Origin of the sequence: Nocardia sp. NPDC058499, assembly GCF_042719915.1 — a bacterium.
Classification (GTDB): Bacteria; Actinomycetota; Actinomycetes; order Mycobacteriales; family Mycobacteriaceae; genus Nocardia.
In genome coordinates this window covers 410,875-436,261 of the sequence record NZ_JBHXMZ010000004.1, presented here as the reverse complement: position 1 = coordinate 436,261, position 25,387 = coordinate 410,875, and the positions used below count along the sequence as shown (strand labels likewise).

The following is a 25,387-nucleotide window of genomic DNA, read 5'->3' as shown; positions in this document are numbered from 1 at the left end:
CACCGAAACGGTGCGGGGCCGATGTGGGTGTTACCGAACGAACCGACTACCGGTAATCGCTGAACCCGTAGTCGTCCAGCGGAACCGCGGCACCGGTGGTGGCGCCGAAGCCCTCGGGGCTGTAGTAGGTGTCGTCGTAGGACGGCACCGCGTACGCCGCGGCACGGGCCTCTTCGGTCGGCTGGACCTGGATGTTGCGGTACCGGTTGATACCGGTACCGGCCGGGATCAGCTTACCGATGATCACGTTCTCCTTGAGGCCGATGAGCCTGTCGGAGCGGCAGTTGATCGCCGCATCCGTCAGCACTCGGGTGGTCTCCTGGAAGGACGCCGCCGACAGCCACGAATCGGTGGCCAGCGACGCCTTGGTGATACCCATCAGCACCGGACGGCCGGCCGCAGGCTCGCCGCCCTCGGCGACGACCCGGCGGTTGGACGCCTCGAACTCGGCACGCTCGGTGAGCGAACCGGGCAGGAACTCGGTGGCGCCCGAATCGATGATCGTCACCCGGCGCAGCATCTGGCGGACAATGACCTCGATGTGCTTGTCGTGGATCGACACACCCTGCGAGCGGTAGACCTCCTGGACCTCGTGGACCAGGTGGATCTGCACCTGCCGGGGACCCATCACGCGCAGCACCTCGTGCGGATCCGCCGCGCCTTCCAGCAACTGCTGGCCGACCTCGACGTGATCGCCGTCGGACAGCAGACGCTCGGTACCGTCGTCGTGCTTGAAGACACGCAGACGCTGACGCTTGGACAGCTTGTCGTAGACCACTTCGTCGCCACCGTCATCGGGGATGATGGTGATCTTGTAGAAGCGGTCGTCGTCCTCCAGCCGGATCCGGCCCGACACCTCGGCGATAGGCGCCTTGCCCTTGGGCACACGCGCCTCGAACAGCTCCTGCACACGCGGCAGACCACCGGTGATGTCGTCACCCGCGACACCACCCTGGTGGAAGGTACGCATGGTCAGCTGGGTACCGGGCTCACCGATGGACTGGGCGGCGACGATACCGACGGCCTCGCCGATATCGACCAGCTTGCCGGTTGCCATCGAACGGCCGTAGCAGACCGCGCAGACACCGGTGCCGGTGCCGCAGGTCAGCACGGAGCGGACCCGGACCTCGGTGATACCGGCTTCCAGCAGCGCCTCGATGGCCGGGTCGCCGAGATCGGCACCCTTGCCCACCACCACGTTGCCGGCAGTGTCCACCGCGTCGGACGCGAGCGTCCGGGCGTAGGCGGAGGTCTCCACGTGCGGGTCGCGGATCATGGTGCCGTCCGGCTGCTTCTCCGCGATATGCACGACGATGCCGCGCTCGGTGGAGCAGTCGGTTTCGCGCACGATCACGTCCTGCGAGACGTCCACCAGACGACGGGTCAGGTAACCCGAGTCGGCGGTACGCAGGGCGGTATCGGCCAGACCCTTACGAGCACCGTGGGTGTTGATGAAGTACTCGAGAACGGTCAGGCCCTCACGGAACGAGGACTTGATCGGCCGCGGGATGAACTCACCCTTCGGGTTCGTCACCAGGCCCTTCATACCCGCGAGGGTACGGGTCTGGGTGAAGTTACCCGTAGCGCCCGAATCGACGATCGTGATGATCGGGTTATCGGCCGGATAGTGCGCGCGCAGCGCCTTACCGACCTCTTCGGTCGCTTCCTGCCAGATCTTGACCAGGGCGTTGTTGCGCTCCTGATGATCGAGCGCACCACGCTGGTACTTCTTCTCGATCTGATCGGACTGCGCTTCGTAGCGCTCCATGATCTCGGCCTTCTCCGGCGGAACGAGCACGTCCGACATGGAGACGGTGACACCCGAACGCGTGGCCCAGTAGAAGCCGGCGTCCTTGAGCTTGTCGACGGTCTGCGCGACCACGATCATCGGGTACCGCTCGGCGAGATCGTTGATGATCGTCGCCTGCCGCTTCTTGGGCATCGGCTCGTTGATGAACGCGTAGTCCCCGGGCAGCAGTTCGTTGAACAGCACCCGGCCCAGCGTGGTCTCGATGGTCCACGCGTCGCCGCGCCGCCATCCCTCCGGGAACAGCTCCGCTTCGATGTCCTTGGGCGGACGCTGGTCGGTCAGCCGAACCTTGATATTCGACCGCACGGTCAGCTCACCACGATCGACCGCCATCTGCGCCTCGGCCGGCGAGGAGTACACGCCCGTCTCCGGCCCGTCGGCGGTGGCCGGCTGGTACTCGCCCTTGGCGCCCTCGTCGAAGCGGGTCAGGTAGTACAGGCCGGTCACCATGTCCAGGCGGGGCATGGCCAGCGGGCGGCCGGACGCCGGCGACAGGATGTTGTTCGAGGACAGCATCAGGATGCGGGCCTCGGCCTGCGCCTCCGCCGACAGCGGCAGGTGCACGGCCATCTGGTCACCGTCGAAGTCGGCGTTGAACGCCTCACAGACCAGCGGGTGCAGCTGGATGGCCTTACCTTCCACCAGCTGCGGCTCGAAGGCCTGGATACCGAGGCGGTGCAGGGTCGGCGCACGGTTCAGCAGCACGGGATGCTCGGCGATGACCTCTTCGAGCACATCCCACACCTGCGGCCGCTGCCGCTCCACCATCCGCTTCGCGGATTTGATGTTCTGCGCGTGGTTCAGGTCGACCAGCCGCTTCATCACGAACGGCTTGAAGAGCTCCAGCGCCATCAGCTTCGGCAGACCGCACTGGTGCAGTTTCAGCTGCGGACCGACGACGATGACCGAACGACCGGAGTAGTCGACGCGCTTACCGAGCAGGTTCTGACGGAACCGGCCCTGCTTACCCTTGAGCAGATCGCTCAGGGACTTCAGCGGGCGGTTACCCGGGCCGGTGACAGGCCGGCCACGACGGCCGTTGTCGAACAGCGCGTCCACGGACTCCTGCAGCATCCGCTTCTCGTTGTTGACGATGATCTCGGGCGCACCGAGATCGATCAGTCGCTTGAGGCGGTTGTTGCGGTTGATCACGCGACGGTAGAGGTCGTTCAGGTCGGAGGTGGCGAACCGGCCACCGTCGAGCTGAACCATCGGCCGCAGCTCCGGCGGGATCACCGGAACGGCATCGAGCACCATGCCCATCGGCGAGTTGCCGTTGGTCTGGAAGGCAGCCACGACCTTGAGCCGCTTGAGCGCGCGCAGCTTCTTCTGACCCTTACCGCTGCGGATGGTCTCGCGCAGGTTCTCGGCCTCGGCCTGGATATCGAAGTTCTCCATCAGCTTCTGGATGGATTCCGCACCCATCGCGCCGGTGAAGTACTCGCCGTAGCGGTCCTGCAGTTCGCGGTAGAGCACCTCGTCCACGATCAGCTGCTTGGGGGCCAGCTTGGTGAAGGTGTTCCAGATCTCCTCGAGCCGGTCCAGCTCCCGCTGGGCGCGGTCGCGGAGCTGCTTCATCTCGCGCTCGCCACCGTCCTTCACCTTGCGGCGGACATCGGACTTGGCGCCCTCGGCCTCCAGCTCGGCCAGGTCGGCCTCGAGCTTCTGGGCCCGGGCCTCGAGGTCGGCGTCGCGCTGATCGGTGACGGTCTTCTTCTCGACCTCCATCTCGGCTTCGAGGGTCGACAGCTCGTTGTGCCGCATCTCGTCGTCGACAGCCGTGATGACATAGGCGGCGAAGTAGATGATCTTTTCCAGATCCTTCGGCGCCAGGTCGAGCAGGTAACCGAGCCGGCTCGGCACACCCTTGAAGTACCAGATGTGGGTGACCGGGGCGGCCAGTTCGATATGACCCATCCGCTCACGGCGCACCTTGGCGCGGGTCACCTCGACGCCGCAGCGTTCACAGATGATGCCCTTGAAGCGGACGCGCTTGTACTTACCGCAGTAGCACTCCCAGTCCCGGGTGGGACCGAAGATCTTTTCGCAGAACAAGCCGTCCTTCTCCGGCTTGAGCGTGCGGTAGTTGATGGTCTCCGGTTTCTTAACCTCGCCGTAGGACCAGTTACGGATGTCCTCGGCGGTGGCCAGGCCGATCCGGAGTTCATCGAAGAAGTTGACGTCTAGCACGTAACTTCCTTTCCCCTGTGCGGGTCGAATACGAGCAAAAGTTCTCTATTGGTTCGAACGCACCAGCCGGGTGCCGAGTCGTGACTACGGCACCCGGCCGACGCCCTAGTTCGCCAGATCGTCGACGGTGGCCGCTTCGTTCCGGGACAGGTTGATGCCCAGGTTGGCCGCCGCCCGCTCCAGGTCCTCGTCGTCGCCGTCGCGCATCTCGATCGCGGCACCGTCGGAGGACAGCACCTCGACATTGAGGCATAGCGACTGGAGTTCCTTGAGCAGAACCTTGAACGATTCCGGAATGCCCGGCTCCGGAATGTTCTCGCCCTTGACGATCGCCTCGTAGACCTTCACGCGGCCCACCACGTCGTCGGACTTGATGGTCAGCAGTTCCTGCAGGGTGTAGGCGGCGCCGTAGGCCTGCATGGCCCAGCATTCCATTTCGCCGAAACGCTGACCACCGAACTGCGCCTTACCACCCAGCGGCTGCTGCGTGATCATCGAGTACGGGCCGGTCGAGCGGGCGTGGATCTTGTCGTCGACCAGATGGTGCAGTTTCAGGATGTACATATAGCCGACGGCCACCGGATACGGGAACGGTTCGCCGGACCGGCCGTCGAACAGCTCTGCCTTACCGTCGTCGTTGACCATGCGCTCACCGTCGCGGTTGGGCAGGGTCGAGGCGAGCAGACCGGTCAGCTCCTCCTCACGCGCACCGTCGAACACCGGGGTGGCGATATTGGAGTCGGCCGGGGCACCCAGCATCTGCTCGGGCAGCGCCTGCGCCCAATCCGGGCGGGTGCCGTCGGTGGCGATATCGACCTTCCAGCCCGCCTTGCCGATCCAGCCGAGGTGGGTTTCCAGGATCTGGCCGATATTCATACGACGCGGCACACCGTGGGTGTTCAGGATGATGTCGACCGGGGTGCCGTCCGGCAGGAACGGCATATCCTCGGTCGGCAGGATCTTGCCGATAACACCCTTGTTGCCGTGGCGGCCGGCCAGCTTGTCGCCGTCCTGGATCTTGCGCTTCTGCGCGACGTACACCCGGACCAGCTCGTTCACGCCCGGAGGCAGATCGTCGTCGTCCTCGCGGGAGAACACCCGGATACCGATGACCTTGCCGGATTCGCCGTGCGGCACCTTCAGCGAGGTATCGCGCACCTCGCGCGCCTTCTCACCGAAGATCGCGCGCAGCAGCCGCTCCTCGGGGGTCAGCTCGGTTTCGCCCTTCGGGGTGACCTTGCCGACCAGGATGTCGCCGTCGCGGACCTCGGCACCGATACGCACGATGCCCCGCTCGTCCAGATCGGCCAGCACTTCGTCGGAGACGTTCGGGATATCCCGGGTGATCTCCTCGGCGCCCAGCTTGGTATCGCGGGCGTCGATCTCGTGCTCTTCGATATGGATCGAGGTGAGGACGTCGTCCTCCACGAGGCGCTGCGACAGGATGATCGCGTCCTCGTAGTTGTGGCCTTCCCACGGCATGATCGCGACGAGCAGGTTCTTGCCCAGCGCCATCTCACCGTTCTCGGTGCACGGCCCGTCGGCCAGGACCTGACCGAACTCGACCCGCTGGCCCTCGTCCACGATCGGCCGCTGGTTGGCGCAGGTGCCCTGGTTGGAGCGGGCGAACTTACGCATCCGGTAGCTGCGGCGGGTGCCGTCGTCGTGCATGACGGTGATGTAGTCGGCGGAAACCTCCTCCACCACACCGGGCTTCTCGTTCACGACCACATCGCCGGCGTCGACCGCGGCGCGCAGTTCCATACCGGTACCCACCACGGGCGCCTCGGAACGGATCAGCGGCACGGCCTGGCGCTGCATGTTCGCGCCCATGAGGGCACGGTTGGCGTCGTCGTGTTCGAGGAACGGGATCATGGCGGTCGCCACCGACACCATCTGGCGCGGCGAGACATCCATGTAGTCGACCTCTGCCGGGGAGACGAACTCCATCTCCTCGTTGCCCTTACGGGCCAGGATGCGATCGTCGACGAAACGCCCGTCGGCGCCGACCACCGAATTGGCCTGGGCACGGGTGTGCCGGTCCTCTTCGTCGGCGGTCAGGTACACGACCTCGTCGGTGACCAGGCCATCGATGACCTTCCGGTACGGGGTCTCGATGAAGCCGAACGGGTTGACCCGCGCATACACCGCGAGCGAGCCGATCAGGCCGATGTTCGGGCCTTCCGGGGTCTCGATCGGGCACATGCGGCCGTAGTGCGACGGGTGGACGTCGCGGACCTCGAGGCCGGCGCGTTCACGCGACAGACCGCCCGGACCCAGCGCGTTGAGGCGGCGCTTGTGGGTCAGGCCGGACAGCGGGTTGTTCTGGTCCATGAACTGCGACAGCTGCGAGGTGCCGAAGAATTCCTTGATCGCCGCCACGACGGGACGGATGTTGATCAAGGTCTGCGGCGTGATGGCCTCGACGTCCTGGGTGGTCATGCGCTCACGCACGACACGTTCCATCCGGGACAGGCCCACGCGGATCTGGTTCTGGATCAGTTCACCGACGGTACGGATACGACGGTTACCGAAGTGATCGATATCGTCGACCTCGACCGGGACCTCGACGCCGCCGGGGACCGTCATCGTGCGATCACCCTGGTGCAGACGAACCAGATACTCGATGATGGCGACGATATCGTCCTTGGTCAGCACCGAACCGGTCACCGGGACGCCGGCGTTCACGCCCAGCTTCTTGTTGACCTTGTACCGGCCGACCCGGGCCAGGTCGTAGCGCTTCTCCTTGAAGAACAGATTCTCGAGGAGGGTCTGCGCGGATTCCTTGGTCGGCGGCTCGCCCGGACGCAGTTTCCGGTAGATATCGAGCAGTGCCTCGTCCTGGCCGGCGGTGTTGTCCTTCTCCAGGGTGGACATCATGATCTCGGAGAAGCCGAAACGCTCGGCGATCTCCTCGTTGGTCCAGCCGAGGGCCTTGAGCAGAACGGTGACCGGCTGACGGCGCTTACGGTCGATGCGCACACCGACGGTATCGCGCTTGTCGACATCGAACTCCAGCCAGGCGCCGCGGCTCGGAATGACCCGGACGCTGTGCAGATCCTTTTCGGTGCTCTTGTCGACCGACTGGTCGAAGTAGACGCCCGGCGAACGGACCAGCTGGGACACCACGACACGCTCGGTGCCGTTGATGACGAAGGTGCCCTTATCGGTCATCATCGGGAAATCACCCATGAAGACCGTCTGGCTCTTGATCTCGCCGGTGTTGTTGTTGATGAACTCCGCGGTGACGAACAACGGCGCCGCGTAGGTCATGTCCTTGTCTTTGCACTCGTCGAGAGAGGCCTTGACCTCTTCGAAGCGTGGATCGGAGAAGGACAGGGACATCGAGCCCGAGAAATCCTCGATCGGAGAGAGCTCCTCGAGGACTTCTTCGAGCCCGCCGACCAGCCCGCCGTCGCCGCGAGCGGCTGCCCGCTCACGCCATTCCGGCGTGCCGACCAGCCAGGCGAAAGATTCCGTTTGTAGATCGAGAAGTCCGGGCACCTCCAGCGGCTCCCGGAGCTTCGCGAAAGACACCCGCAACGGAGCCCCGGGGATACCTCCGGAAACTCCCAGCTTCGTATTGGCGCTTGTCTGGGTGGAGACTGCCAAGATGCGTCCTTCCAGCACCTCACGCGCGTCGCGTGGTGGTCCGCGACCGTCGCTTGTCTGCTACATTTTGGGATTCTCGCTGGTCACGACCCGAACGAGACTCGAACAGCAAACAACGGAAGCAACACCGGAAGGGTGGAACTTTCGTAGTGCGATCAAGGTATGGACAGGAGGCAGCCAGCGCAACGTCCAAACCTACACCTACCTATACGGAGGTGTCAAAGTACCACCCCCACGAACCGCTGCGCGGCTGACGCGCCGGGCCGGTTTCGCTGGCTGCGTTCCGGGCCACGGCCGGGCCGCCGAGGCAGGCGATTCGGCGTGGGTGGTCGTGCACTACCGAGGCAACTGATGCTGCCTCCAATAGCGTGACTGGTCCGGCGAAACTCGTCAAGTGCCCGTGCCGACCTGGTGGTCTGCCGGATCGCCTGTCGCACTACAAGATCACCGGCAACGGTCCCGACACGGGCCGGTGCGGCGCGAGCGCGTCGCCCGGGCGAGGAAAACGAACAGCGCGCCGGGTGCGAAACCCGACGCGCTGCTTCTCGCCAGCGAGCTGATCAGACCTTGGGGTACTGCATGGTGTCGAAGTCCGAACCCGGGAAATCGTTACCTTGATCACCCGCACCGAGTTGCTGCCCGGAGTTGTAGGACATGACCATCGTCTCGTCCGCCTCGTCGAGCGATTCGCGGATGGCGGACTGCGCGGCGTGCGGCAGGGTGTGCATGATCTCGCGCACCCGGTTCTTCCGCCGCTGGACGGCCTGCCGTACCGGCATACCGGGCTCCGCCTTCATCTGCGGGATGATGCCCTCGACCTCTTCGGCTCCGCCGTGATGGTGCCCGGCGTCCACGAGGGCCTGCTCGCGCGCCATCTGGGCTTCGTCCTTCTCCTCGGACATACCGATGGGCCCGATCATGCGACCGTTGAGGAACTGCTTCACCACCGGCTCATCACTGGTCAGCAGCACCTCACGGGGGCCGAACATCACCAGCTGGCGGCGGAAGAGCATGCCGATGTTGTCGGGTACCGTCCGCGCCAGGTTGATGTTGTGCGTCACGATCAGGATCGTGGCGTCGATCTGGGCGTTGATATTGATCAGCAACTGGCTGAGATACGAAGTACGCACCGGATCCAGGCCCGAGTCGGGCTCGTCGACCAGGATGATCTGCGGATCGAGCACCAGCGCGCGCGCCAGACCGGCACGTTTACGCATACCGCCGGAGATCTCGCCGGGCAGTTTGCCCTCGGCGCCGAGGAGGCCGGTCATTTCCAGCTTCTCCATGACGATCTTGCGGACCTCGGACTCCGATTTCTTGGTGTGCTCGCGCAGCGGGAAAGCCACGTTGTCGAAGAGATTCATCGAACCGAACAACGCGCCGTCCTGGAACAGCACGCCGAACAGTTTGCGGATCTCGTAGAGCTCCTTGTTCGAACAAGTGGTGATATCGGTACCACCGATGAAAATGGATCCACGCTCCGGCCGCAGCAGGCCGATGAGCGATTTCAGGAATACGGACTTACCGGTACCCGACGGGCCCAGCAGCGCGCTGACCTCACCGGCAGGCAGGGTTATAGAAACGTCCTGCCAAATCCGCTGTGAACCGAACGACTTGGTTGCACCCTCGGTCCTGACCTCGACGCCCACGCCAACCTCCACATTTCTCAGCGAGCTACCCACTTTGCACCGCTGACCCGGTAGCGGTGCGTCACGTCACAGTGGGTCCGGCCACTGTAACTCATGGGACCGCGGTAACACACCCGACCTGACTGAAGAGTAACCATCACCGGAGGTCCCCACACCGCAGAATCGCGGTTAACCAGCAAACAAAAAAAATGGGCGGCTCCCGCAGGAACCGCCCATTTCTGATGCCGCAGCGTGGACCGGTCAGGACCGGAGGCGGCAGCGAAGCGCCACCACGCAGGGCCCTCGCCCACGCTCAGTAGCCACAGCTCGGAATTACTTGACCGAAACCTTGGCGCCGGCGCCTTCCAGCTTCTCCTTGGCGGCGTCGGCGGCTTCCTTGGCCACCTTCTCCAGGATCGGCTTCGGGGCGCCCTCGACGAGGTCCTTGGCTTCCTTCAGGCCCAGGCCGGAAACGATCTCGCGGACCACCTTGATGACCTGGATCTTCTTATCGCCGGCACCCTCGAGGATGACGTCGAACTCGTCCTGCTCCTCGGCGGCCTCGGCGGCGGCCGGGGCAGCACCGGCGGCCGCGACGGCGACCGGAGCAGCAGCGGTGACCTCGAACTTGTCCTCGAACTTCTTCACGAAGTCCGACAGCTCGAGCAGGGTCATGTTGCCGAAGGTTTCGAGCAGCTCGTCAACGTTGGCCATTGTTGTTTCCTTTCGATAGTGAATGTCTGTGCGGGCGAGCCGGGATCGACCGTTCCGCGGGAAATGCGGAAGGTGTCACTCCGCGGCGGCGTCTCCACCTTCGGCCTGCTTCTTGTCCTGCAGCGCGGCGGCCAGGCGGGCCACCTGCGAAGCAGGAGCGTTGAAGAGACCGGCGGCCTTGGCCAGGTTGCCCTTCATGGCACCGGCCAGCTTGGCCAGCAGCACCTCGCGGGACTCCAGATCGGCGATCCGCTCGACCTCGGACACGGACAGCGGCGCACCGTCCATGTAGCCGCCCTTGATGACCAGCGCCTTGTGATCCTTGGCGAAGGTCTTGAGCGCCTTGGCCGCCTCGACGGGTTCACCGGAGATGAACGCGATCGCGGTGGGTCCGACGAACAGATCGTCCAGGCCCTCCACACCGGCCTCGGCCGCGGCGCGCTTCACCAGGGTGTTCTTGGCGACGGAGTACGTGGTGTCGGCACCGAGCGCACGGCGCAGTTCGGTGAGGGCACCGACGGACAGGCCACGGTATTCCGTGATAACTGCTGCCGTCGAGCCCTTGAACTGCTCAGTGATCTCCGCGACCGCGGTAACCTTCTCGGGTTTCGCCATACTTCGCCTCCTCTCTGATGTCGGTTCGGGATTGCCCTACCGCATCAGGGGCCGGCGAAAGAACAAGCGCCCCGAACGCAGAGCGTTCCGGGGCGCGAAAAAGTATCCGGCACAGTGATGATCCTGTGCTCACTACCGGCCTCGGCTCTCCCTGCGTGGGCCGCCGGCACTCTCGCCGGACCTTCGGCCGATCCCATACGGGACCGGCAGACCTACGGTCTTCGGTAGAACAGATTGGGTGGTGTCGAACTGGTCGACAACCTGCATAAGCGTACCTGCTGGAGCCCTGTCCTGGCAAAACGGCCCATCCGACGGCTCCGAAACGACGATAGCGGTGGGAACGGTTGTCCCGTTCCCACCGCTATCGATGTACTTGCCGAGCGCCTTACGCAGTCGCGTCCTCGTCGAGGAGGTTGCGGGTGCGGTTCGGGTCCACCGGGATGCCCGGTCCGGTGTTCGTCGAAACCGTCACCTTCTTGACGTAACGCCCCTTGGCCGTCGACGGCTTGGCCCGCAGGATCTCGTCCAGCGCGGCGCCGTAGTTCTCCACCAGCTTGTTGTCGTCGAAGGACGCCTTACCGATGACGAAGTGCAGGTTGGCCTGCTTGTCGACGCGGAAGTTGATCTTGCCACCCTTGATGTCGTTGACCGCCTTGGTCACATCGGTGGTGACCGTACCGGTCTTCGGGTTCGGCATCAGGCCGCGCGGGCCCAGGACACGCGCGATCCGGCCGACCTTGGCCATCTGGTCGGGGGTGGCGATCGCGGCGTCGAAGTCCAGCCAGCCGCCCTGGATCCGCTCGATCAGGTCCTCGGCGCCGACGGCGTCCGCACCGGCAGCCTCGGCCTCGGCGGCCTTCTCACCGGCCGCGAACACGATGACGCGGGCGGTTTTACCGGTACCGTGCGGCAGGTTCACCGTGCCGCGCACCATCTGATCGGCCTTACGGGGATCCACACCGAGCCGCACGGCGACCTCGACGGTCGCATCGGTCTTGGTCGTGGAGGTCTCCTTGGCCAGCCGCGCGGCGGCCAGCGGGGAGTACAGCTTGTCGCGATCGACCTTCTCGGCCGCGGCGAGATACGCCTTGCTTCGTTTTGCCATGTTTCTCTGTCCTTGTCCGTGGTTCAGCTGTGGTTATCGGGCCTGGCCGGCCCTCCCACCGAATGCAGGATCGACGACGACCCTCAGCCTCAGTGCCTGATGGAAGGCTTCGCTACGCCTGCGTGGTTACGCTGCGCTACCGCCTCCGGCGCTGACGCTCAGCCTTCGACAGTGATACCCATCGAGCGCGCGGTGCCGGCGATGATCTTGGCCGCCTGATCGATATCGTTGGCGTTCAGATCTTCCTGCTTGGTCTTGGCGATCTCGCGCACCTGATCCATCGTCACCGTGGCGACCTTGTTGCGGTGCGGCTCGGGCGAACCCTTCTGCACACCGGCAGCCTTCAGCAGCAGCTTGGCGGCAGGCGGGGTCTTCAGCTTGAAGTCGAAGGACCGATCCTCGTACACCGAGATCTCGACCGGCACCACATTGCCGCGCTGCGATTCGGTCGCGGCGTTGTAGGCCTTGCAGAACTCCATGATGTTGACGCCGTGCTGACCGAGCGCCGGGCCCACCGGCGGAGCCGGATTCGCCGCGCCGGCCTGGATCTGAAGCTTGATGATCCCGGCGAGCTTCTTCTTCTTGGGGGGCATCTTTCTTTCCTAGTTGTGTGGTGTTCCTTGCGCTCTGCAAGGTCCGGCCCGGGACACAACCGCCCCGGGAGGCACAGGCGCCGCCGCTAGATCTTGGCGACCTTGGTGAATTCCAGCTCGACCGGCGTCTCGCGACCGAAGATCGAGACCAGCACCTTGAGCTTCTGCTGTTCGGCGTTGACCTCGGAGATGGTGGCGGGCAGCGTCGCGAACGGGCCGTCCATCACCGTGACCGATTCGCCGACCTCGAAATCGACCTCGATGGCCGGTTTGGCCGGGGTCTCGCCGGCGGTTTCCGAAGAAGTCGCGGCAGCAGCGGGCGCGGGCGCCTTCTTCTGCTGGGAGGCCGGGACCAGGAATTTCACCACTTCGTTGATGGTCAGCGGCGAGGGGCGCGAGGTCGCACCGACGAATCCGGTGACGCCGGGGGTGTTACGCACCGCGCCCCAGGACTCGTCGTTCAGATCCATCCGGACCAGGATGTAACCCGGCAGCACCTTGCGGTTGACGCTCTTGCGCTGACCGTTCTTGATCTCGGTGACCTCTTCCGTGGGCACCTCGACCTGGAAGATGTAATCCTCCAGGTCCAGGTTCTGCACACGGGTCTCGAGGTTGGTCTTCACCTTGTTCTCGTAGCCGGCGTAGGAGTGGATGACATACCAATCGCCGGGAGCACGCCGCAGCACGGCCTTCATCTGCTCGACCGGATCCGGCTCGTCTTCCTCGGCGGATGCGGGTGCGGCCTCGTCGGCAGCCTCGGGCGCGGCATCGGACGCCGGCTCCTCGACGTGTACAGCGGCCTCCTCGGCCGTCTGATCGTCGACCGGGAACTCGTCGGTGGTGTCGTTCTCCGGGGTGCTCACTGGGCACTCGCTTCCTGTGTCGTCACGTGCATCCTCTGCGTGCCGGGTTCGGGCGCGGCGGTCTTGTCTGGCGTCCGGCCCGCGGGCGCGGATCGGGGCACCGGCGCCGATATCGCCTGGCTAGCCGAACAACCAGTCGACACCCTTGATGAACGCCAGATCCAACCCGCTGATGAACGCGACCATGAAGATCACGAACACCAGAACAACGGTCGTATAGGTGATCATCTGCTTCCGGTTGGGCCAGATAACCTTCCGCAGTTCCGCGATCACCTCACGCAGGAACTTGAACAAACGCTTGAACGGATTCCGGGACCGCTCCCGATCGGCTCGGCCGGACTTCTTCTCGTCCTTACGCGCCGCCCGATCGATGGTCGCGATCGAACCGGTATCGGACGCGCCCGACGTGGCGGACCGACCCCGCCGAGCGGAGCGCTTTCCGCTCGGCCGCTGCGCGGCGGCGGTGTCATCCCGCTCGTCGGTCACGTCGATCCTCTCTCATCGCCGGGCATCCTGGGCAGGGGCGACAGGACTTGAACCTGCAACCTGCGGTTTTGGAGACCGCTGCTCTGCCATTTGAGCTACGCCCCTTCGGCCGAACCGGACACTTGCGTGCGATCCAGCCACACTGCGGTATTCAATTATCGGTGCCGTGGTCACACAACACGCGCGCCGCTCCGGCAGATGCCGGCCCCGTCGGCGGGACCGGCTCGTCCGGTTCGACCCGAGCCTACTCAGCCCGTGCGGCCGATGCTCGAGAACCCCGCCTGGAACCAGCCTTGCAGAGCAGCGCGCATCGGCTGGTGACCCCAGAAACCCGAGTGTACGGCACGGCTGGCTACGGAAGCCAATCAGGGGCGCTCGACCAGGTCAGGACAACTGGACAGTCGCTGTGGCCCGGCCGAAAATCTTGCGTCCACCGGATTTGGCCACGATGGCGATCACCGCGGTCCGGGTTTCCGGATCGACGGATTTGATCTTGCCGCTGAACTCGACCTCGGCCGGTTCGGTAGCGCTCACGAACACCGGACTGGTGAACCGGACGTTGTACTCCTTGACCGCGCCCGGATTGCCCAGCCAGGACGTGACGAACCCGCCGCCCAGGCCCATGGAGAGCATGCCGTGGCCGACGCAGGTCTCCAGATCCACCAGCTTCACGACCTCGTCGCTCCAGTGGATGGGGTTGGCGTCGCCGGAGACACCGGCGTAGTTCACCAGATCGCCACGGGTGAGCCGCACGATCCGGGTAGGCAGCTCGTCGCCGGCGGAGACTTCGTCGAAGGAACGCGCGAACCGGGTGGCCACGGCCTTCTCCGCCGCCGGGGCCGGCGGGGCGGGATGCGAGCGGGGCGTGTGGTCCGGCATGGAGGCTTCCATCCCGTGCATCAGGACCTTGCGCACCGCATCGTTCAAGTTGGGATCGATATCACCGCCGCTGCGGCCGACCAGGGTGGTGTAGGTGGTGAGCACCACCTCGTCATGCTGATCGGTGACGATGTTCTTGGTGACGATGATGTCGCCGCCGAAGGCCTGGCGGAACGAATGCAGGTAGACATCGCAGGTCAACCGGTCACCCACCAGGATCGGGCGGTGGAATTCCAGGATCTGGTCGGTCTGCATGATCTGGCTCAGGTCGTAGCCGGTGACGACCGTCTCGAAGAGTTTGCGCTGCGCCAGGATTCCGACGAGAGAGATGAAGGTCAGCGGGGCGACCAGACCGTCGTAGCCGTACTCCAGCGCGATATCTTCGTCCCAGTGCACCGGGTGGCTGTCCTGTACGGCACGGGCGTACTCGCGGACCTTCTCGCGGCCGACCTCGTAATAGTCGTCGACGCGGTAGTGGTGCCCGACCATAGCGGCCGCATGGGCGGCGGGATCGAACTCCGCTTCCATCGCGGCCACTTCGTCTGTTCCGGTGTTCGTTGTCACGGGAGGACTGTACCTATCTGACCCCGCAGCACGGAGTCTGCTTGGCGGCTGGACGTCAGTCCAGTAGGTGGTAGCCGGCGTAGCCGAGAGGGAGACCGCACAGCCGCCCGATCAAAACCGCGGCCCATTGCCGACCGCGAGCGGGCGGGAAGGCCCGCCCAGGAGAAAACCATAGCTGTAGCGAGCCGAACAGGCGCGTCACGGCGCGGCGAGCACGACGATGCGAAACCCGCATATCGTCTCGATCGGCGCCACCCGGCCCGCCCCGGCAGGTGATGCGTCGCCACCGGAGCAGCGACGCCACATGCCAAGGGTCAGCGGGATTCGCGATGGGCGCGGTGCGTACCGCAGTTCGGGCAGAACTTCTTCAGCTCCAGCCGATCCGGGTCGTTGCGCCGGTTCTTCTTGGTGATGTAGTTGCGATGCTTGCACTGCTCGCAGGCCAAGGTGATCTTTGGCCGGACATCGGTGGACTTCGCGGCCACGATATGCCTTCTTTCCGGTCAACCAGAGGGTCAATCAGTATGGGTAGCGATGGCCGGACTTGAACCGGCGACACAACGATTATGAGTCGTTTGCTCTACCGACTGAGCTACACCGCCTTACGCGCCATCTGCAACGGCGACGTCGCGGCTTGGAACGCCGAGTCGGACACCACCGGCAATCCGGCGAGCCCCCTAACGGAATCGAACCGTTGACCTTTTCCTTACCATGGAAACGCTCTACCGACTGAGCTAAGGGGGCGCGACTTCTCCGCAGCGGAACCGGATGATCTCCCGCCCGTTGCCTCGAAGACTTGAACGAGAGTACACACTTACCGCCGACAGCACCAAACCGGGTGGTCAGAGCACGTTTTCCGGTTGTATCGGAACGGTCGGCGCCACTCCGGAAACGACAGAGCCCCCGCCGGATTTCACCGGCGGGGGCTCGTGGTGGCAGGTGTAGGATTCGAACCTACGTAGGCTTTCACCGACAGATTTACAGTCTGCTCCCATTGGCCGCTCGGGCAACCTGCCTGGAACCGCACCCGGCGATCTCGCGATCACTTTTCGAGTGCGCTGAGCAGAATACAACGAACCCGCACCCGGAACGCAAACCGGCTGGCCAGATCGCCCGATCGACGGATCGACACGATCGCCCGACCCGCTCATGCTGTGCCGCTTCGCGAACGAGGTAGCTTGCGTAGGCACTCAGGGTGATCCAACAGCGAACAGGAGCGCAGTGTGGCCGATTCATCATTCGATATCGTCAGCAAGGTCGAACGGCAGGAGGTCGACAACGCGCTGCATCAGGCCGAGAAGGAACTGAACACGCGTTACGACTTCCGGGGAACGGGCGCGGGCATCGAATGGTCGGGCGAGGACAAAGTGGTGCTCACCGCCGAATCCGAGGAGCGCGTCAAAGCCGCACTCGAGGTTTTCAAGGAGAAGCTGATCCGCCGGGATATCTCCCTCAAAGCCTTCGATGCCGGCGAACCGGTCGCGTCGGGCAAAACCTACAAGGTCACCGGCTCGCTGATCCAGGGCATCGACGCCGAACATGCGAAGAAGATCTCCAAGAAGATCCGCGACGAAGGCCCGAAAGGCGTCAAGGCGCAGATCCAGGGCGACGAACTGCGCGTGACCAGCAAGAAACGCGATGATCTGCAGGCCGTGATCTCCCTGCTGAAGGGCGAGGATTTCGGAATTGCGCTGCAGTTCGTGAACTACCGCTAGAACCGCTCAGCGCCGCCCGGCCATCTGTTCCAGCCGTGCGATCCGGTCGGACATCGGCGGATGTGTGGAGAACAACCGGGCCATCCGATCACCGGCCCGGAACGGGTTGGCGATCATGAGATGCGATTGTGCGGTGAGCCGGGGTTCGGGCGGCAGCGGCGCCGCCTGTACCCCGCGCTCCAGTTTGCGTAGCGCCGAAGCCAGTGCCAGCGGATCACCGGTCAACTCCGCGCCCGATTCGTCGGCCTGATATTCGCGGGAACGCGAAACCGCCATCTTGATCAGGCCCGCGGCAATGGGCCCCAGCAGCGATACCAGCAGCACTCCGATGAAATTCGGGCCGGAACCGCCCCGATTACCGCCGAACGCGGCCGCGAAATAGGCGAAATTCGCCAGACCGGATATCACCGCCGCCATCGCACCGGCAACCGACGAGATCAGAATATCCCGGTTGTAGACGTGGGACAGTTCGTGCCCGAGCACCGCCCGCAATTCCCGCTCGTCCAGAATCTGCAGGATACCGCTGGTACAGCACACCGCCGCATGGCGCGGATTACGCCCTGTCGCGAACGCATTCGGCGCATTCGTAGGACTTATGTACAGGCGCGGCACGGGTTGCCGCGCAGTGGTTGCCAGCTCGCGCACGATGCGATAGATCACCGGCGCCTCGAGCTCACTCACCGGCTGCGCGCGCATCGCTTTCAGCGCGAGTTTATCGCTGTTGAAATACGCATAACCGTTCATCGCCACGGCGAGTAGCACCGCGATCACCAGAATGGTGGTGTTCCGGAACGCTGCGCCCGCCAACACGATGAGCGCGGAAAGACCGACCATGAGCCCGAACGTTTTGAACCCATTCGCAAACCCGTGCCCGTGCATAGCACTCCTGTATAGGTGACGCGCTCAGACGCGCGAATTTCGGCCAGAACCGCTACACGTGCTCAACGACCGAGTCGGCGCCGGAGTTCCGGCGTCCACGCCGCGCGTCGGGCCGAACCTGTCCCGGGCCGGGCAATGCGGGCGGCACCGAACCGGCCCTGCCCAGCAGCGCCTCGAGGTCAGCGATACACGTAACAGGCCCCGAGCCGCCCGAGGCCCCACGCAACCGATTGGGGCGAGGGGTCCCCCCTCCATAACCCCGTGCGCCGACGCAACGAAGAATCGGCTCAGCCGACCCGCTCGGTCGTGTACTGGACCAGCCGCACCAAGGCATCGTTCGCCGGACCCGCGGGAAGCGCCTTCAGTTCCGCGTGAGCGATATCGCTGTACTCCCGCAGTTTGTCCTTGGCCTGCGTCATCCCCGGGGAACGGCCGAGCAGCTCGAGAGCTTCGGCCACCTCCTCATCCGATTCGAGGGGATGGTCCAGCAGGGTGCGCAAGCGGTCGCCGTCGGAGCCGGGATCCCGGAGGGCGTAAAGGACCGGGAGCGTATGCACACCTTCGCGCAGGTCGGTGCCGGGGGTTTTACCCGACTGCGCGGAGACCGACGAGATATCGATGATGTCGTCGGAGATCTGGAAGGCGGTGCCCACCGCGTCGCCGAGGCGAGCGAGACGCTCCACGTGGTCGAGATCGGCGCCGGAGAACGTACCGCCGAAGCGGCCGGAGGCTGCGATCAGCGAACCCGTCTTCTCCCAGACCACCTTCAGGTAGTGCGCGACGGGATCGGCGGCTTCGCGGGCACCCATGGTTTCGCGCATCTGGCCGGTGACCAGTTCGGCGAATGTTTCCGCGATGATGCGCACCGCATCCGGGCCGAGGGTGGAGGTGAGGCGGGAGGCATGGGCGAACAGATAGTCACCGGCCAGGATCGCCACGCTGTTACCCCAGCGCGAATTCACGCTCGGTGCGCCGCGCCGCATGGTGGCCTCGTCCATCACATCGTCGTGGTAGAGCGTGGCCAGATGTACCAGTTCGACGACCGTGCCCGCGGTGATGAGCTCCGGATCGTCGGGGCGCGGGCCGAGCTGGCCGGTCAAGATGGTGAACAGCGGGCGGAACCGCTTACCCCCGGCCCTGGCCAGATGCAGCGCGGCTTCCTGCAGGAACGACGCCCCGTCCGACAATTCCTCGACCAGTAACCCCTCCACCCGGTCGAGCCCCTCGCGCACTGTCGCGGCGAGGGCGGCGTCTCCGAGGTCCACCCCCGCCACCACCGTGCCGGCTTCGCTCACAGCAGATGTGCTCATACCTTCTCCCAAGGACGCGTCCGACCCCACGGTGATGAACCTAGCGTGTCCATGCCGCAGCGCCCATGAACACCGTCACTGTATTGACCGTACCGCCATCGACATCGCAGACCGCGGCCTGTAACTATTGTCCGCATGGGTGCACCCGAAGCCACACCAGCCGATCGCGACCGGGGGCCGCTGCCCGCACACGTGCAGGTGCTGGTAGTGGGTGCCGGACCCGCCGGTTCCGCATCCGCGGCCTGGGCGGCCCGGGCGGGTCGCGATGTGCTGCTGCTCGATTCCGCGGTGTTCCCTCGTGACAAGACCTGCGGGGACGGGCTGACCCCGCGCGCCACCGCGGAGCTCGAACATCTGGGTCTGGGTGAATGGGTGCGCGCACATACCGTCAACCACGGTTTGCGGATGACCGGATTCGGCCGCGAGGCGCTGCTGCCGTGGCCGGCCGGTTCCTTCCCGACCTACGGCAGTGCGATACCGCGTACCGAACTGGACGACAAACTGCGCGAAACTGCCGTGAAATCCGGGGCCCGGATGTTCGACGGCACCAAGGTCGTCGACGTGGTACGCGATGGTGACCGGGTCGCCGGGGTGGTGGTGCGCACCGGCGAGCAGACCGCCGAGATTCGCTGTGAGACCTTGATCGTGGCCGATGGTGTCCGCTCTCCGGTGGGTAAGAAACTCGGCCGGACCTGGCACCGCAAATACGCGTACGGGGTGGCCGCGCGCGCCTATATAGCGTCCGGGCGCAGCGACGACCAGTGGATCACCTCGCATCTGGAGCTGCGTAACGCGCAAGGCGAACTGGTCCCCGGCTACGGCTGGGTGTTCCCGCTCGCCAACGGTCAGGTGAATATCGGCGTCGGTTCGCTGGCGACCGAACAGCGGCCCTCGCATATCGCGTTGAAACCCCTGCTGGAGCACTACACCGCGCAGCGTCGCGACGAATGGGAGCTCACCGGTCCGCTGCGGGCGGTGTCCTCGGCGCTGCTGCCGATGGGCGGGGCCGTCTCCGGTATCGCGGGCCGCAACTGGGTGCTGGTGGGTGACGCCGCCGGTTGTGTGAACCCGCTGAACGGCGAAGGTATCGACTACGGGTTGGAGGGCGGGCACATACTCGCCGGTCTCCTGGACGAACCCGACCTGACCCGGTTGTGGCCGGATGTGCTGCGCCGCAAATACGGGCGCACCTACTCGGTGGCCCGCCGGATCGCCGGGCTGGCGACCCACCCGCGAATGGTGCCGGTGGGCGGGCCACCGGTGATGCGCTCGAAACTGTTGCAGCGTACCGCAGTTCGAGTGATGGGCAATCTGGTCACCGATGAGGATCTGGACCTGACGGCGCGGGCGTGGCGTACCGCCGGGCGCGCGTCGATGCGTTTCGACGAACTCGTTCCGTTCGGGTAGGCCACCATGGCAGCGCGGCCGGTACCCGAGGATCTGCTCCCGCATCTGCGCCGGGCGCGTGATCTCATCGACCGCGAATACGCACAGCCGCTGGACCTGGACGGGATGGCCGCGGCTGCGGGGGTCTCGAAGTATCACTTCCTGCGCTGTTTCGCCGCGACCTACGGCCGCACGCCGGCACTGTATCTGGCCGAGCGCCGGATCGAGCGGGCCCAGGACCTGTTCCGCGCCACCAATACGACGGTGACCGAGGTATGCCTGCTCGTCGGATACACCAGCCTGGGATCGTTCTCGCGCAAGTTCACCGAACTGGTGGGGGTTTCACCGTCGGAGTACCAGGCGAAATTCGCCGACGGCGCGCCGCGGATCCCCGGCTGTTATGTATTCATGCACGGGTTGTCCGACCGCCGCCCGGACACCGCAATTTCGGAGAAGCCACGGCGTTCGCGGCGCGCTTAGGCTCCTCTCATGACCCCGATCATCACCAACATTTCGCTGGTCACGGTGTACGTGACCGATCAGACCGAGGCGAAGAACTGGTACATCGACACCCTCGGATTCGTGGAGACGGCCGATGTGCAGATGGGCGACAACGGTTTCCGCTGGGTGACCGTGGCCCAACCGGACCATCCGGAACTCGAGGTGACCCTGATGGTGCCCGGCCCGCCGCTGGACGAAAACCTCGCCGAGGCGATCCGGCGGTCACTGGCCAACGGCACCCACGGTTCGCTGGGGCTCACCACGAAGGACTGCCAGCAGGCCTACAAGGAGTTGACGGCCAAGGGCGTGGATTTCGTACAACCGCCGGCGGAGCGGCCCTACGGTGTGGAGGCCGTTTTCCGCGACAACTCCGGGAACTGGCTGGTCATGGTCGAGCCGAAGGAGTTCGACCCGTCCGCCGCGATGGAAGCTCCCTGCGAAGAACTCTGAGGTGCGGACGCCGGTCACGGAGCGAGGCATCGACGATCGACGAACTCCGGACCCAGCCTGCGCGCTGAGGCACTATGACCTCGGCGGACCGACGCGACCGGGGTTGTGGCCCCGCGGTCCCTGCTTCCGCCCGCGATACTCACAGGCGGAAGCAGGATGGGCCGGGCAACCGGCACAGGCGTATCAGGCGTTTGCGCGCTCGGCGAACCATTTCAGGATGAATTTGCGTTCGCTTTCCACCACTCGCCGCTGCAGCTGTTCGGCCAGGGGTTCGATGGCGCCGCCGACCAAGGGGACCTTGACCTTCACCGAACCGGAGACCTCCAGTTCCGACCCGTCACCGGCGGACCGGAGCCGGTAGGTTCCGGTCATCTCCGAGGAGATCGCCGACGAGGTGCCTTCGAACGTGCCCTCGGCGGTGTCACCGGTCAGCGGCTGCCAGTTGTCCACGCGGGTGACGACCAGATCGCTCTTGAGGACCTTGCGGACGATGCCGGGGATCTTGTCCGGGCGGATCTTCTCGCTCATCGCGAGCCGGATGGTGCCCGGCCCGCCCGGATGGGTCAGGTCGAGCGTGGCTGTCTGCGCGCCGGCGAAGCGGTCGCGCCACAGTTCTTCCCCGGTGAGCGCGGCGTGGAGTTCGGCGACCGGGATCGGATAGGTCAGCGTGAAGCCGAATTTACGGGCCATGAGCGCCCACAGTAGCCGAACCTGCCGCACTCACCTGCCCCTCGCTCCAGCCGTGGACAGCACGCCACTTCACAAGCATTACCCCGCACGCGAGGTCCCGTTCGGCCATCGGAGTAACTCGACCGCATACGTCCTGTGCATGCCCCTCCGACTCGCACCGCACTCTTCCCGTGCCGCGAATCCGCCGGGTGTGGGTTACGCAATTCGCGCCGACCGGCGCGACCACCGTCGGCACGTCCGTCGCGGGACTGCCCCGAGTCCTGAAGCCGCCACCGAACCCGCAGTGGACGTGCTCGCCGCCACCGTCCACTACACCCCGCGATACCCCCCTTATTTCCGGCGACGCCGTGCTCAGCCACCGGCAACTCGACGCCCGATCCAACCGGAACCCAGGTCCGGACGCCACGCCGTTAGGCTGTTGCGGTGCCGCGACCCGGGCACCGCCTCGGCAACCGGGTCTCATGGCTTTCGCCGGCGCGGCAACCGCCCGGCACCGCCCGGTCGCGGACGCCGACAGGGATCGAATCCGGAAGGAGGTAGCGTGCCCGACCAAGCTGATGTGGCCGAGCCGCCCGATCCCGTGCACGAACTGGGTGAACCGGCCGAGCCGGAGCCCGCGGAAACCGCCCCGGCGGGGGATGTGCACACAGAATCCGCGCCGGCCGATTCTTCGGTGCGGGCCGAACGGCTGCGGCGGATACGCGTCGGCGTGCTGATCGCCGCCGTTTCGGTGAGCGTGCTGGTGGTGCTGCTGGTTCTCGCGGCCTGGCGCAACGATTACCTGATCGAATCCGACAAGGGCGAAACAACGGGTGAGGTGCTGTCCGCCGGACGATTGCGATCCGCGGTGATGTACGTCACCCCGGACGGTGTGACCCACAATCCCAAAGTGGGTGTGCTGTACCCGACCAACCTGACCGCGGGCGAACGCATCAACGTCGAATACAACCGCGCCGACCCCGACCTGGTACGGGTGGCCGGCCGCGATGTGCGGGTAGCGATACCGCCGGCGCTGTCCGTGCTCGCCACCGTCTGGGCGCTGACGCTGCCCACTCTGTGGCTGCTGTTGCGTGCGGAAACCGGTTCGATGAGTGTTCGCCGGATCTTCGATCCGGTGTCATATCGACGACGCGTCCCGGGATCCCCCGACCCCGCAGACTGACCCGTGTGCGCGTAGCCATCGTTGCCGAGTCCTTCCTCCCGAATATGAACGGCGTCGTGAACTCGGTCCTGCGGGTGCTCGATCATCTGGACCGCCACGGACACGAGGCATTCGTCATCGCGCCCGATACGCTGCGCGGGCGTCCCCCCGCGCCGCGGCACCACGGCAGATTCCCGGTGCACCGGGTGCCGGCGGTGATGGTGCCGAAGATCAGTTCGCTGCCCGTAGGGCTGCCGCAGCCGGGGATGGTGCGGATTCTGGACGATTTCGGCGCCGATGTGGTGCATCTGGCGTCGCCTTTCCTGCTGGGCGCCGGCGGTCTGGCCGCCGCGCTACGACTGGACCTGCCCACGGTCGCGGTGTACCAGACCGATGTGGCCGGTTTCGCCAAGAGCTACGGACTGGGACTGGCCGAGCGCGCGGCCTGGGGCTGGACCAGGCGCATCCACGAGGGCGCGGCCCGCACCCTGGCACCGTCGAGCGCCGCGGCGGAGAGTTTGGCCCGGCACGGGATTCCACGAGTTCACCGGTGGGCGCGTGGGGTCGACGCGGCACGGTTCACCCCGGCGGCCCGTCAGCCGCGACTACGCGACGAGTGGCTCGGCGGAAACGATCGGCTCGTGGTGGGATTCGTGGGCCGGCTGGCGCCGGAGAAACATGTGGAGCGGCTCGCGGTCCTGGCCCGCGATCCGGACGTTCAACTGGTGATCGTCGGTGACGGACCGCAGCGGCCGAAACTGGCCGCAACGCTGCCGGGCGCGATCTTCACCGGTGAACTCGCCGGCGACGAATTGGCGCAGGCCTACGCCAGTTTGGATGTGATGGTGCACCCCGGCGAACACGAAACCTTCTGCCAGGGTGTCCAGGAGGCACTGGCCAGCGGCGTTCCCGTGATCGGTCCCGACGCCGGCGGCCCACGCGACCTCATCGCCCCGTGCCGCAACGGCTACCTGCTACCGGTCGCGGAATTCACCGAACTGCTGCCGGGCGCCGTCACCGCCCTGCGCGATCCCCGGGTGCGCGCCCGGTTCGGTGCAGCCGCCCGGAAATCGGTGCTGCATCGCACCTGGCCGGCCCTGTGCACCGAACTCATGGGTCACTACGCCGACGTGCTCGGCACCGAATACCAGCTGTCGCGTTCGGCCTGATCGGCCTGCCAGGGCAACGCGGTGCCCGGCTCGCCGATCCGCGAGGAATCGACTGCCGCCGGCCGAGCGCGCAGCCGATCGGACGGCTGCACTGGGCTGGACTCCGGGTAGCCCGATAGGTGATGTAGGCGAGCTCGCCGGCCGGACGAGCAGTGTGGCCGACCGGTCGGCCACCGGACACTGGCGGCTCGCTGTCACACGCGCGCACAGCGTCCGGAGTACGAATCGCCCCGCAGCATCACCCTGATCGGCCGCCGGCAACCCCCTGATCCGACCCGCGATGTGACATCGATCGGCCCGCCGATCTGACCGCGGTCGGCCCGCCGAAGTGACAGTGGCGCCGAGTAGGGTCGGGCTGTGGCGAAAACGCAATCGGTTCGGGCCTCGCTGGACAAGCAACCGCACGAGGTCGCTTCGATGTTCGATGGGGTGGCGCGACGATACGATCTGACCAATACCGTGATCTCGGCCGGGCAGGATCGCTATTGGCGGTGGATGACCCGTAGGGCCATCGCCCCGCGTCCCGGTGAGCAGATCCTCGATCTGGCGGCCGGGACCGGTGTCTCCACCGTGGAACTGGGCAAATCGGGTGCCTGGTGCGTGGCCGCCGATTTCTCCCAGGGCATGCTCGCCGCGGGACGGTTCCGTAAGGTCCCGATGGTCGCCGGTGATGCCATGGCGCTGCCGTTCGCCGACAACTCCTTCGACGCGGTGACGATCTCGTTCGGCCTGCGCAATGTCGCCGATACCGATCTGGCGATGCGGGAGATGCTGCGTGTCACCAAACCCGGGGGCCGGCTGGTGATCTGTGAGTTCTCCACCCCGGTGATCCCGGTGTTCAAGACGATCTACATGGAGTACCTGATGAAGGCGCTCCCGCGGGTCGCGCGGGCAGTCAGCAGTAATCCGGACGCCTACGTCTACCTGGCCGAATCCATCCGGGCCTGGCCGAATCAGCGGCAGCTGGGCCGCCGGGTCGCCGACGCCGGCTGGGCGGGAGTGAAATGGCGCAACCTCACCGGCGGGGTGGTCGCCTTGCACCGCGGCTACAAGCTCGGGAGCTGACGCCGGTTCATTTTCCTCACAG

General features: G+C 65.5%; 21 protein-coding genes and 4 tRNA genes. 7 read left to right on the top strand and 18 right to left on the bottom strand.

Features of this window, described 5'->3' with window-relative positions:
• Positions 1-46: 46 nt before the first annotated feature.
• The 15 genes from ACFWPH_RS15705 to ACFWPH_RS15635 form a co-directional block, all read right to left on the bottom strand.
• On the bottom strand, positions 47-4,000 hold the full coding sequence (locus ACFWPH_RS15705) for a DNA-directed RNA polymerase subunit beta' (protein WP_378751468.1): 3,954 nt from the start codon (positions 3,998-4,000) through the stop codon (positions 47-49).
• 105 nt (positions 4,001-4,105) lie between these two features.
• The gene (locus ACFWPH_RS15700; protein WP_378751466.1) at positions 4,106-7,630 is read right to left on the bottom strand and encodes a DNA-directed RNA polymerase subunit beta; all 3,525 of its coding nucleotides are present in this window, start codon (positions 7,628-7,630) and stop codon (positions 4,106-4,108) included.
• 542 nt (positions 7,631-8,172) lie between these two features.
• The gene (locus tag ACFWPH_RS15695; protein WP_174375623.1) at positions 8,173-9,261 is read right to left on the bottom strand and encodes an ABC transporter ATP-binding protein; all 1,089 of its coding nucleotides are present in this window, start codon (positions 9,259-9,261) and stop codon (positions 8,173-8,175) included.
• A gap of 312 nt (positions 9,262-9,573) precedes the next feature.
• Positions 9,574-9,954 (bottom strand): 50S ribosomal protein L7/L12, encoded by a 381-nt coding sequence (gene rplL / locus ACFWPH_RS15690; RefSeq protein WP_378751464.1) that lies wholly within the window; start codon positions 9,952-9,954, stop codon positions 9,574-9,576.
• Positions 9,955-10,029: 75 nt separating this feature from the next.
• Complete coding sequence (gene rplJ / locus ACFWPH_RS15685; RefSeq protein WP_033246962.1) at positions 10,030-10,569, bottom strand: 50S ribosomal protein L10; 540 nt, start codon at positions 10,567-10,569, stop codon at positions 10,030-10,032.
• A 385-nt stretch (positions 10,570-10,954) separates the two neighbouring features.
• Positions 10,955-11,674 carry a 50S ribosomal protein L1 gene (rplA, locus tag ACFWPH_RS15680; RefSeq protein ID WP_378751462.1) on the bottom strand — a complete coding sequence of 240 codons (720 nt, stop codon included), beginning with the start codon at positions 11,672-11,674 and terminating at the stop codon, positions 10,955-10,957.
• 158 nt (positions 11,675-11,832) lie between these two features.
• Positions 11,833-12,267: a 50S ribosomal protein L11 gene (gene rplK, locus ACFWPH_RS15675; protein WP_033246964.1), complete on the bottom strand. Its 435-nt coding sequence runs from the start codon at positions 12,265-12,267 to the stop codon at positions 11,833-11,835.
• 86 nt (positions 12,268-12,353) lie between these two features.
• On the bottom strand, positions 12,354-13,130 hold the full coding sequence (nusG, locus tag ACFWPH_RS15670) for a transcription termination/antitermination protein NusG (protein WP_378751459.1): 777 nt from the start codon (positions 13,128-13,130) through the stop codon (positions 12,354-12,356).
• Between the two features lie 120 nt (positions 13,131-13,250).
• Complete coding sequence (gene secE / locus ACFWPH_RS15665; protein WP_378751457.1) at positions 13,251-13,616, bottom strand: preprotein translocase subunit SecE; 366 nt, start codon at positions 13,614-13,616, stop codon at positions 13,251-13,253.
• 32 nt (positions 13,617-13,648) lie between these two features.
• Positions 13,649-13,721: transfer RNA gene (locus ACFWPH_RS15660), tRNA-Trp, on the bottom strand.
• Positions 13,722-14,000: 279 nt separating this feature from the next.
• Positions 14,001-15,023: a fused (3R)-hydroxyacyl-ACP dehydratase subunits HadA/HadB gene (locus tag ACFWPH_RS15655; protein ID WP_378751775.1), complete on the bottom strand. Its 1,023-nt coding sequence runs from the start codon at positions 15,021-15,023 to the stop codon at positions 14,001-14,003.
• Between the two features lie 350 nt (positions 15,024-15,373).
• Positions 15,374-15,544: a 50S ribosomal protein L33 gene (gene rpmG / locus ACFWPH_RS15650; protein WP_011211653.1), complete on the bottom strand. Its 171-nt coding sequence runs from the start codon at positions 15,542-15,544 to the stop codon at positions 15,374-15,376.
• 44 nt (positions 15,545-15,588) lie between these two features.
• A tRNA-Met gene (locus ACFWPH_RS15645) sits at positions 15,589-15,661 on the bottom strand.
• 69 nt (positions 15,662-15,730) lie between these two features.
• Positions 15,731-15,803: transfer RNA gene (locus ACFWPH_RS15640), tRNA-Thr, on the bottom strand.
• A gap of 186 nt (positions 15,804-15,989) precedes the next feature.
• Positions 15,990-16,075: transfer RNA gene (locus ACFWPH_RS15635), tRNA-Tyr, on the bottom strand.
• Between the two features lie 207 nt (positions 16,076-16,282).
• Here ACFWPH_RS15635 and ACFWPH_RS15630 point away from each other — a divergent pair.
• Entirely contained in the window at positions 16,283-16,774 is a 492-nt protein-coding gene (locus ACFWPH_RS15630) for a YajQ family cyclic di-GMP-binding protein (RefSeq protein ID WP_280414279.1), read from the top strand.
• A gap of 6 nt (positions 16,775-16,780) precedes the next feature.
• Here the strand turns inward: ACFWPH_RS15630 and htpX are convergent, their stop codons facing one another.
• Complete coding sequence (htpX, locus tag ACFWPH_RS15625) at positions 16,781-17,653, bottom strand: zinc metalloprotease HtpX (RefSeq protein WP_378751455.1); 873 nt, start codon at positions 17,651-17,653, stop codon at positions 16,781-16,783.
• Between the two features lie 287 nt (positions 17,654-17,940).
• Positions 17,941-18,963 carry a polyprenyl synthetase family protein gene (locus ACFWPH_RS15620; protein WP_378751453.1) on the bottom strand — a complete coding sequence of 341 codons (1,023 nt, stop codon included), beginning with the start codon at positions 18,961-18,963 and terminating at the stop codon, positions 17,941-17,943.
• A gap of 135 nt (positions 18,964-19,098) precedes the next feature.
• On the opposite strand from ACFWPH_RS15620, the gene ACFWPH_RS15615 reads away from it, so the two are divergent.
• From ACFWPH_RS15615 to ACFWPH_RS15605, 3 genes are read left to right on the top strand one after another with little or no spacing between them, the layout of a single operon-like run.
• A complete protein-coding gene (locus ACFWPH_RS15615) occupies positions 19,099-20,370 on the top strand; it encodes a geranylgeranyl reductase family protein (RefSeq protein WP_378751451.1) in 1,272 nt (423 codons plus the stop codon).
• 6 nt (positions 20,371-20,376) lie between these two features.
• Complete coding sequence (locus ACFWPH_RS15610) at positions 20,377-20,829, top strand: helix-turn-helix transcriptional regulator (protein ID WP_378751449.1); 453 nt, start codon at positions 20,377-20,379, stop codon at positions 20,827-20,829.
• 18 nt (positions 20,830-20,847) lie between these two features.
• The gene (locus tag ACFWPH_RS15605) at positions 20,848-21,300 is read left to right on the top strand and encodes a VOC family protein (protein ID WP_378751773.1); all 453 of its coding nucleotides are present in this window, start codon (positions 20,848-20,850) and stop codon (positions 21,298-21,300) included.
• A 183-nt stretch (positions 21,301-21,483) separates the two neighbouring features.
• Here the strand turns inward: ACFWPH_RS15605 and ACFWPH_RS15600 are convergent, their stop codons facing one another.
• Complete coding sequence (locus ACFWPH_RS15600) at positions 21,484-21,990, bottom strand: DUF2505 domain-containing protein (protein WP_378751447.1); 507 nt, start codon at positions 21,988-21,990, stop codon at positions 21,484-21,486.
• Between the two features lie 673 nt (positions 21,991-22,663).
• Between ACFWPH_RS15600 and ACFWPH_RS15595 the strand changes: the two genes are divergently transcribed.
• The 3 genes from ACFWPH_RS15595 to ACFWPH_RS15585 all read left to right on the top strand — a co-directional run bounded on the left by ACFWPH_RS15595 (position 22,664) and on the right by ACFWPH_RS15585 (position 25,365).
• Positions 22,664-23,152, top strand: coding sequence for a DUF3592 domain-containing protein (locus ACFWPH_RS15595; protein ID WP_280416667.1), 489 nt, complete (start codon positions 22,664-22,666; stop codon positions 23,150-23,152).
• A gap of 5 nt (positions 23,153-23,157) precedes the next feature.
• Entirely contained in the window at positions 23,158-24,300 is a 1,143-nt protein-coding gene (locus ACFWPH_RS15590; RefSeq protein ID WP_378751445.1) for a glycosyltransferase family 4 protein, read from the top strand.
• A 357-nt stretch (positions 24,301-24,657) separates the two neighbouring features.
• Positions 24,658-25,365, top strand: coding sequence for a demethylmenaquinone methyltransferase (locus ACFWPH_RS15585; RefSeq protein ID WP_378751443.1), 708 nt, complete (start codon positions 24,658-24,660; stop codon positions 25,363-25,365).
• Positions 25,366-25,387: the final 22 nt, after the last annotated feature.

What these genes read in the sequence shown, in the direction of transcription:
- ACFWPH_RS15600 (WP_378751447.1), bottom strand. Translation starts at nt 21,990, where the DNA reads ATGGCCCGTAAATTCGGCTTCACGCTGACCTATCCGATCCCGGTCGCC.
- rplL (WP_378751464.1), bottom strand. Translation starts at nt 9,954, where the DNA reads ATGGCCAACGTTGACGAGCTGCTCGAAACCTTCGGCAACATGACCCTG.
- rplJ (WP_033246962.1), bottom strand. Translation starts at nt 10,569, where the DNA reads ATGGCGAAACCCGAGAAGGTTACCGCGGTCGCGGAGATCACTGAGCAG.
- rplK (WP_033246964.1), bottom strand. Translation starts at nt 12,267, where the DNA reads ATGCCCCCCAAGAAGAAGAAGCTCGCCGGGATCATCAAGCTTCAGATC.
- ACFWPH_RS15655 (WP_378751775.1), bottom strand. Translation starts at nt 15,023, where the DNA reads ATGGAAGCGGAGTTCGATCCCGCCGCCCATGCGGCCGCTATGGTCGGG.
- ACFWPH_RS15615 (WP_378751451.1), top strand. Translation starts at nt 19,099, where the DNA reads ATGGGTGCACCCGAAGCCACACCAGCCGATCGCGACCGGGGGCCGCTG.
- rplA (WP_378751462.1), bottom strand. Translation starts at nt 11,674, where the DNA reads ATGGCAAAACGAAGCAAGGCGTATCTCGCCGCGGCCGAGAAGGTCGAT.
- htpX (WP_378751455.1), bottom strand. Translation starts at nt 17,653, where the DNA reads ATGCACGGGCACGGGTTTGCGAATGGGTTCAAAACGTTCGGGCTCATG.
- ACFWPH_RS15610 (WP_378751449.1), top strand. Translation starts at nt 20,377, where the DNA reads ATGGCAGCGCGGCCGGTACCCGAGGATCTGCTCCCGCATCTGCGCCGG.
- ACFWPH_RS15620 (WP_378751453.1), bottom strand. Translation starts at nt 18,963, where the DNA reads ATGAGCACATCTGCTGTGAGCGAAGCCGGCACGGTGGTGGCGGGGGTG.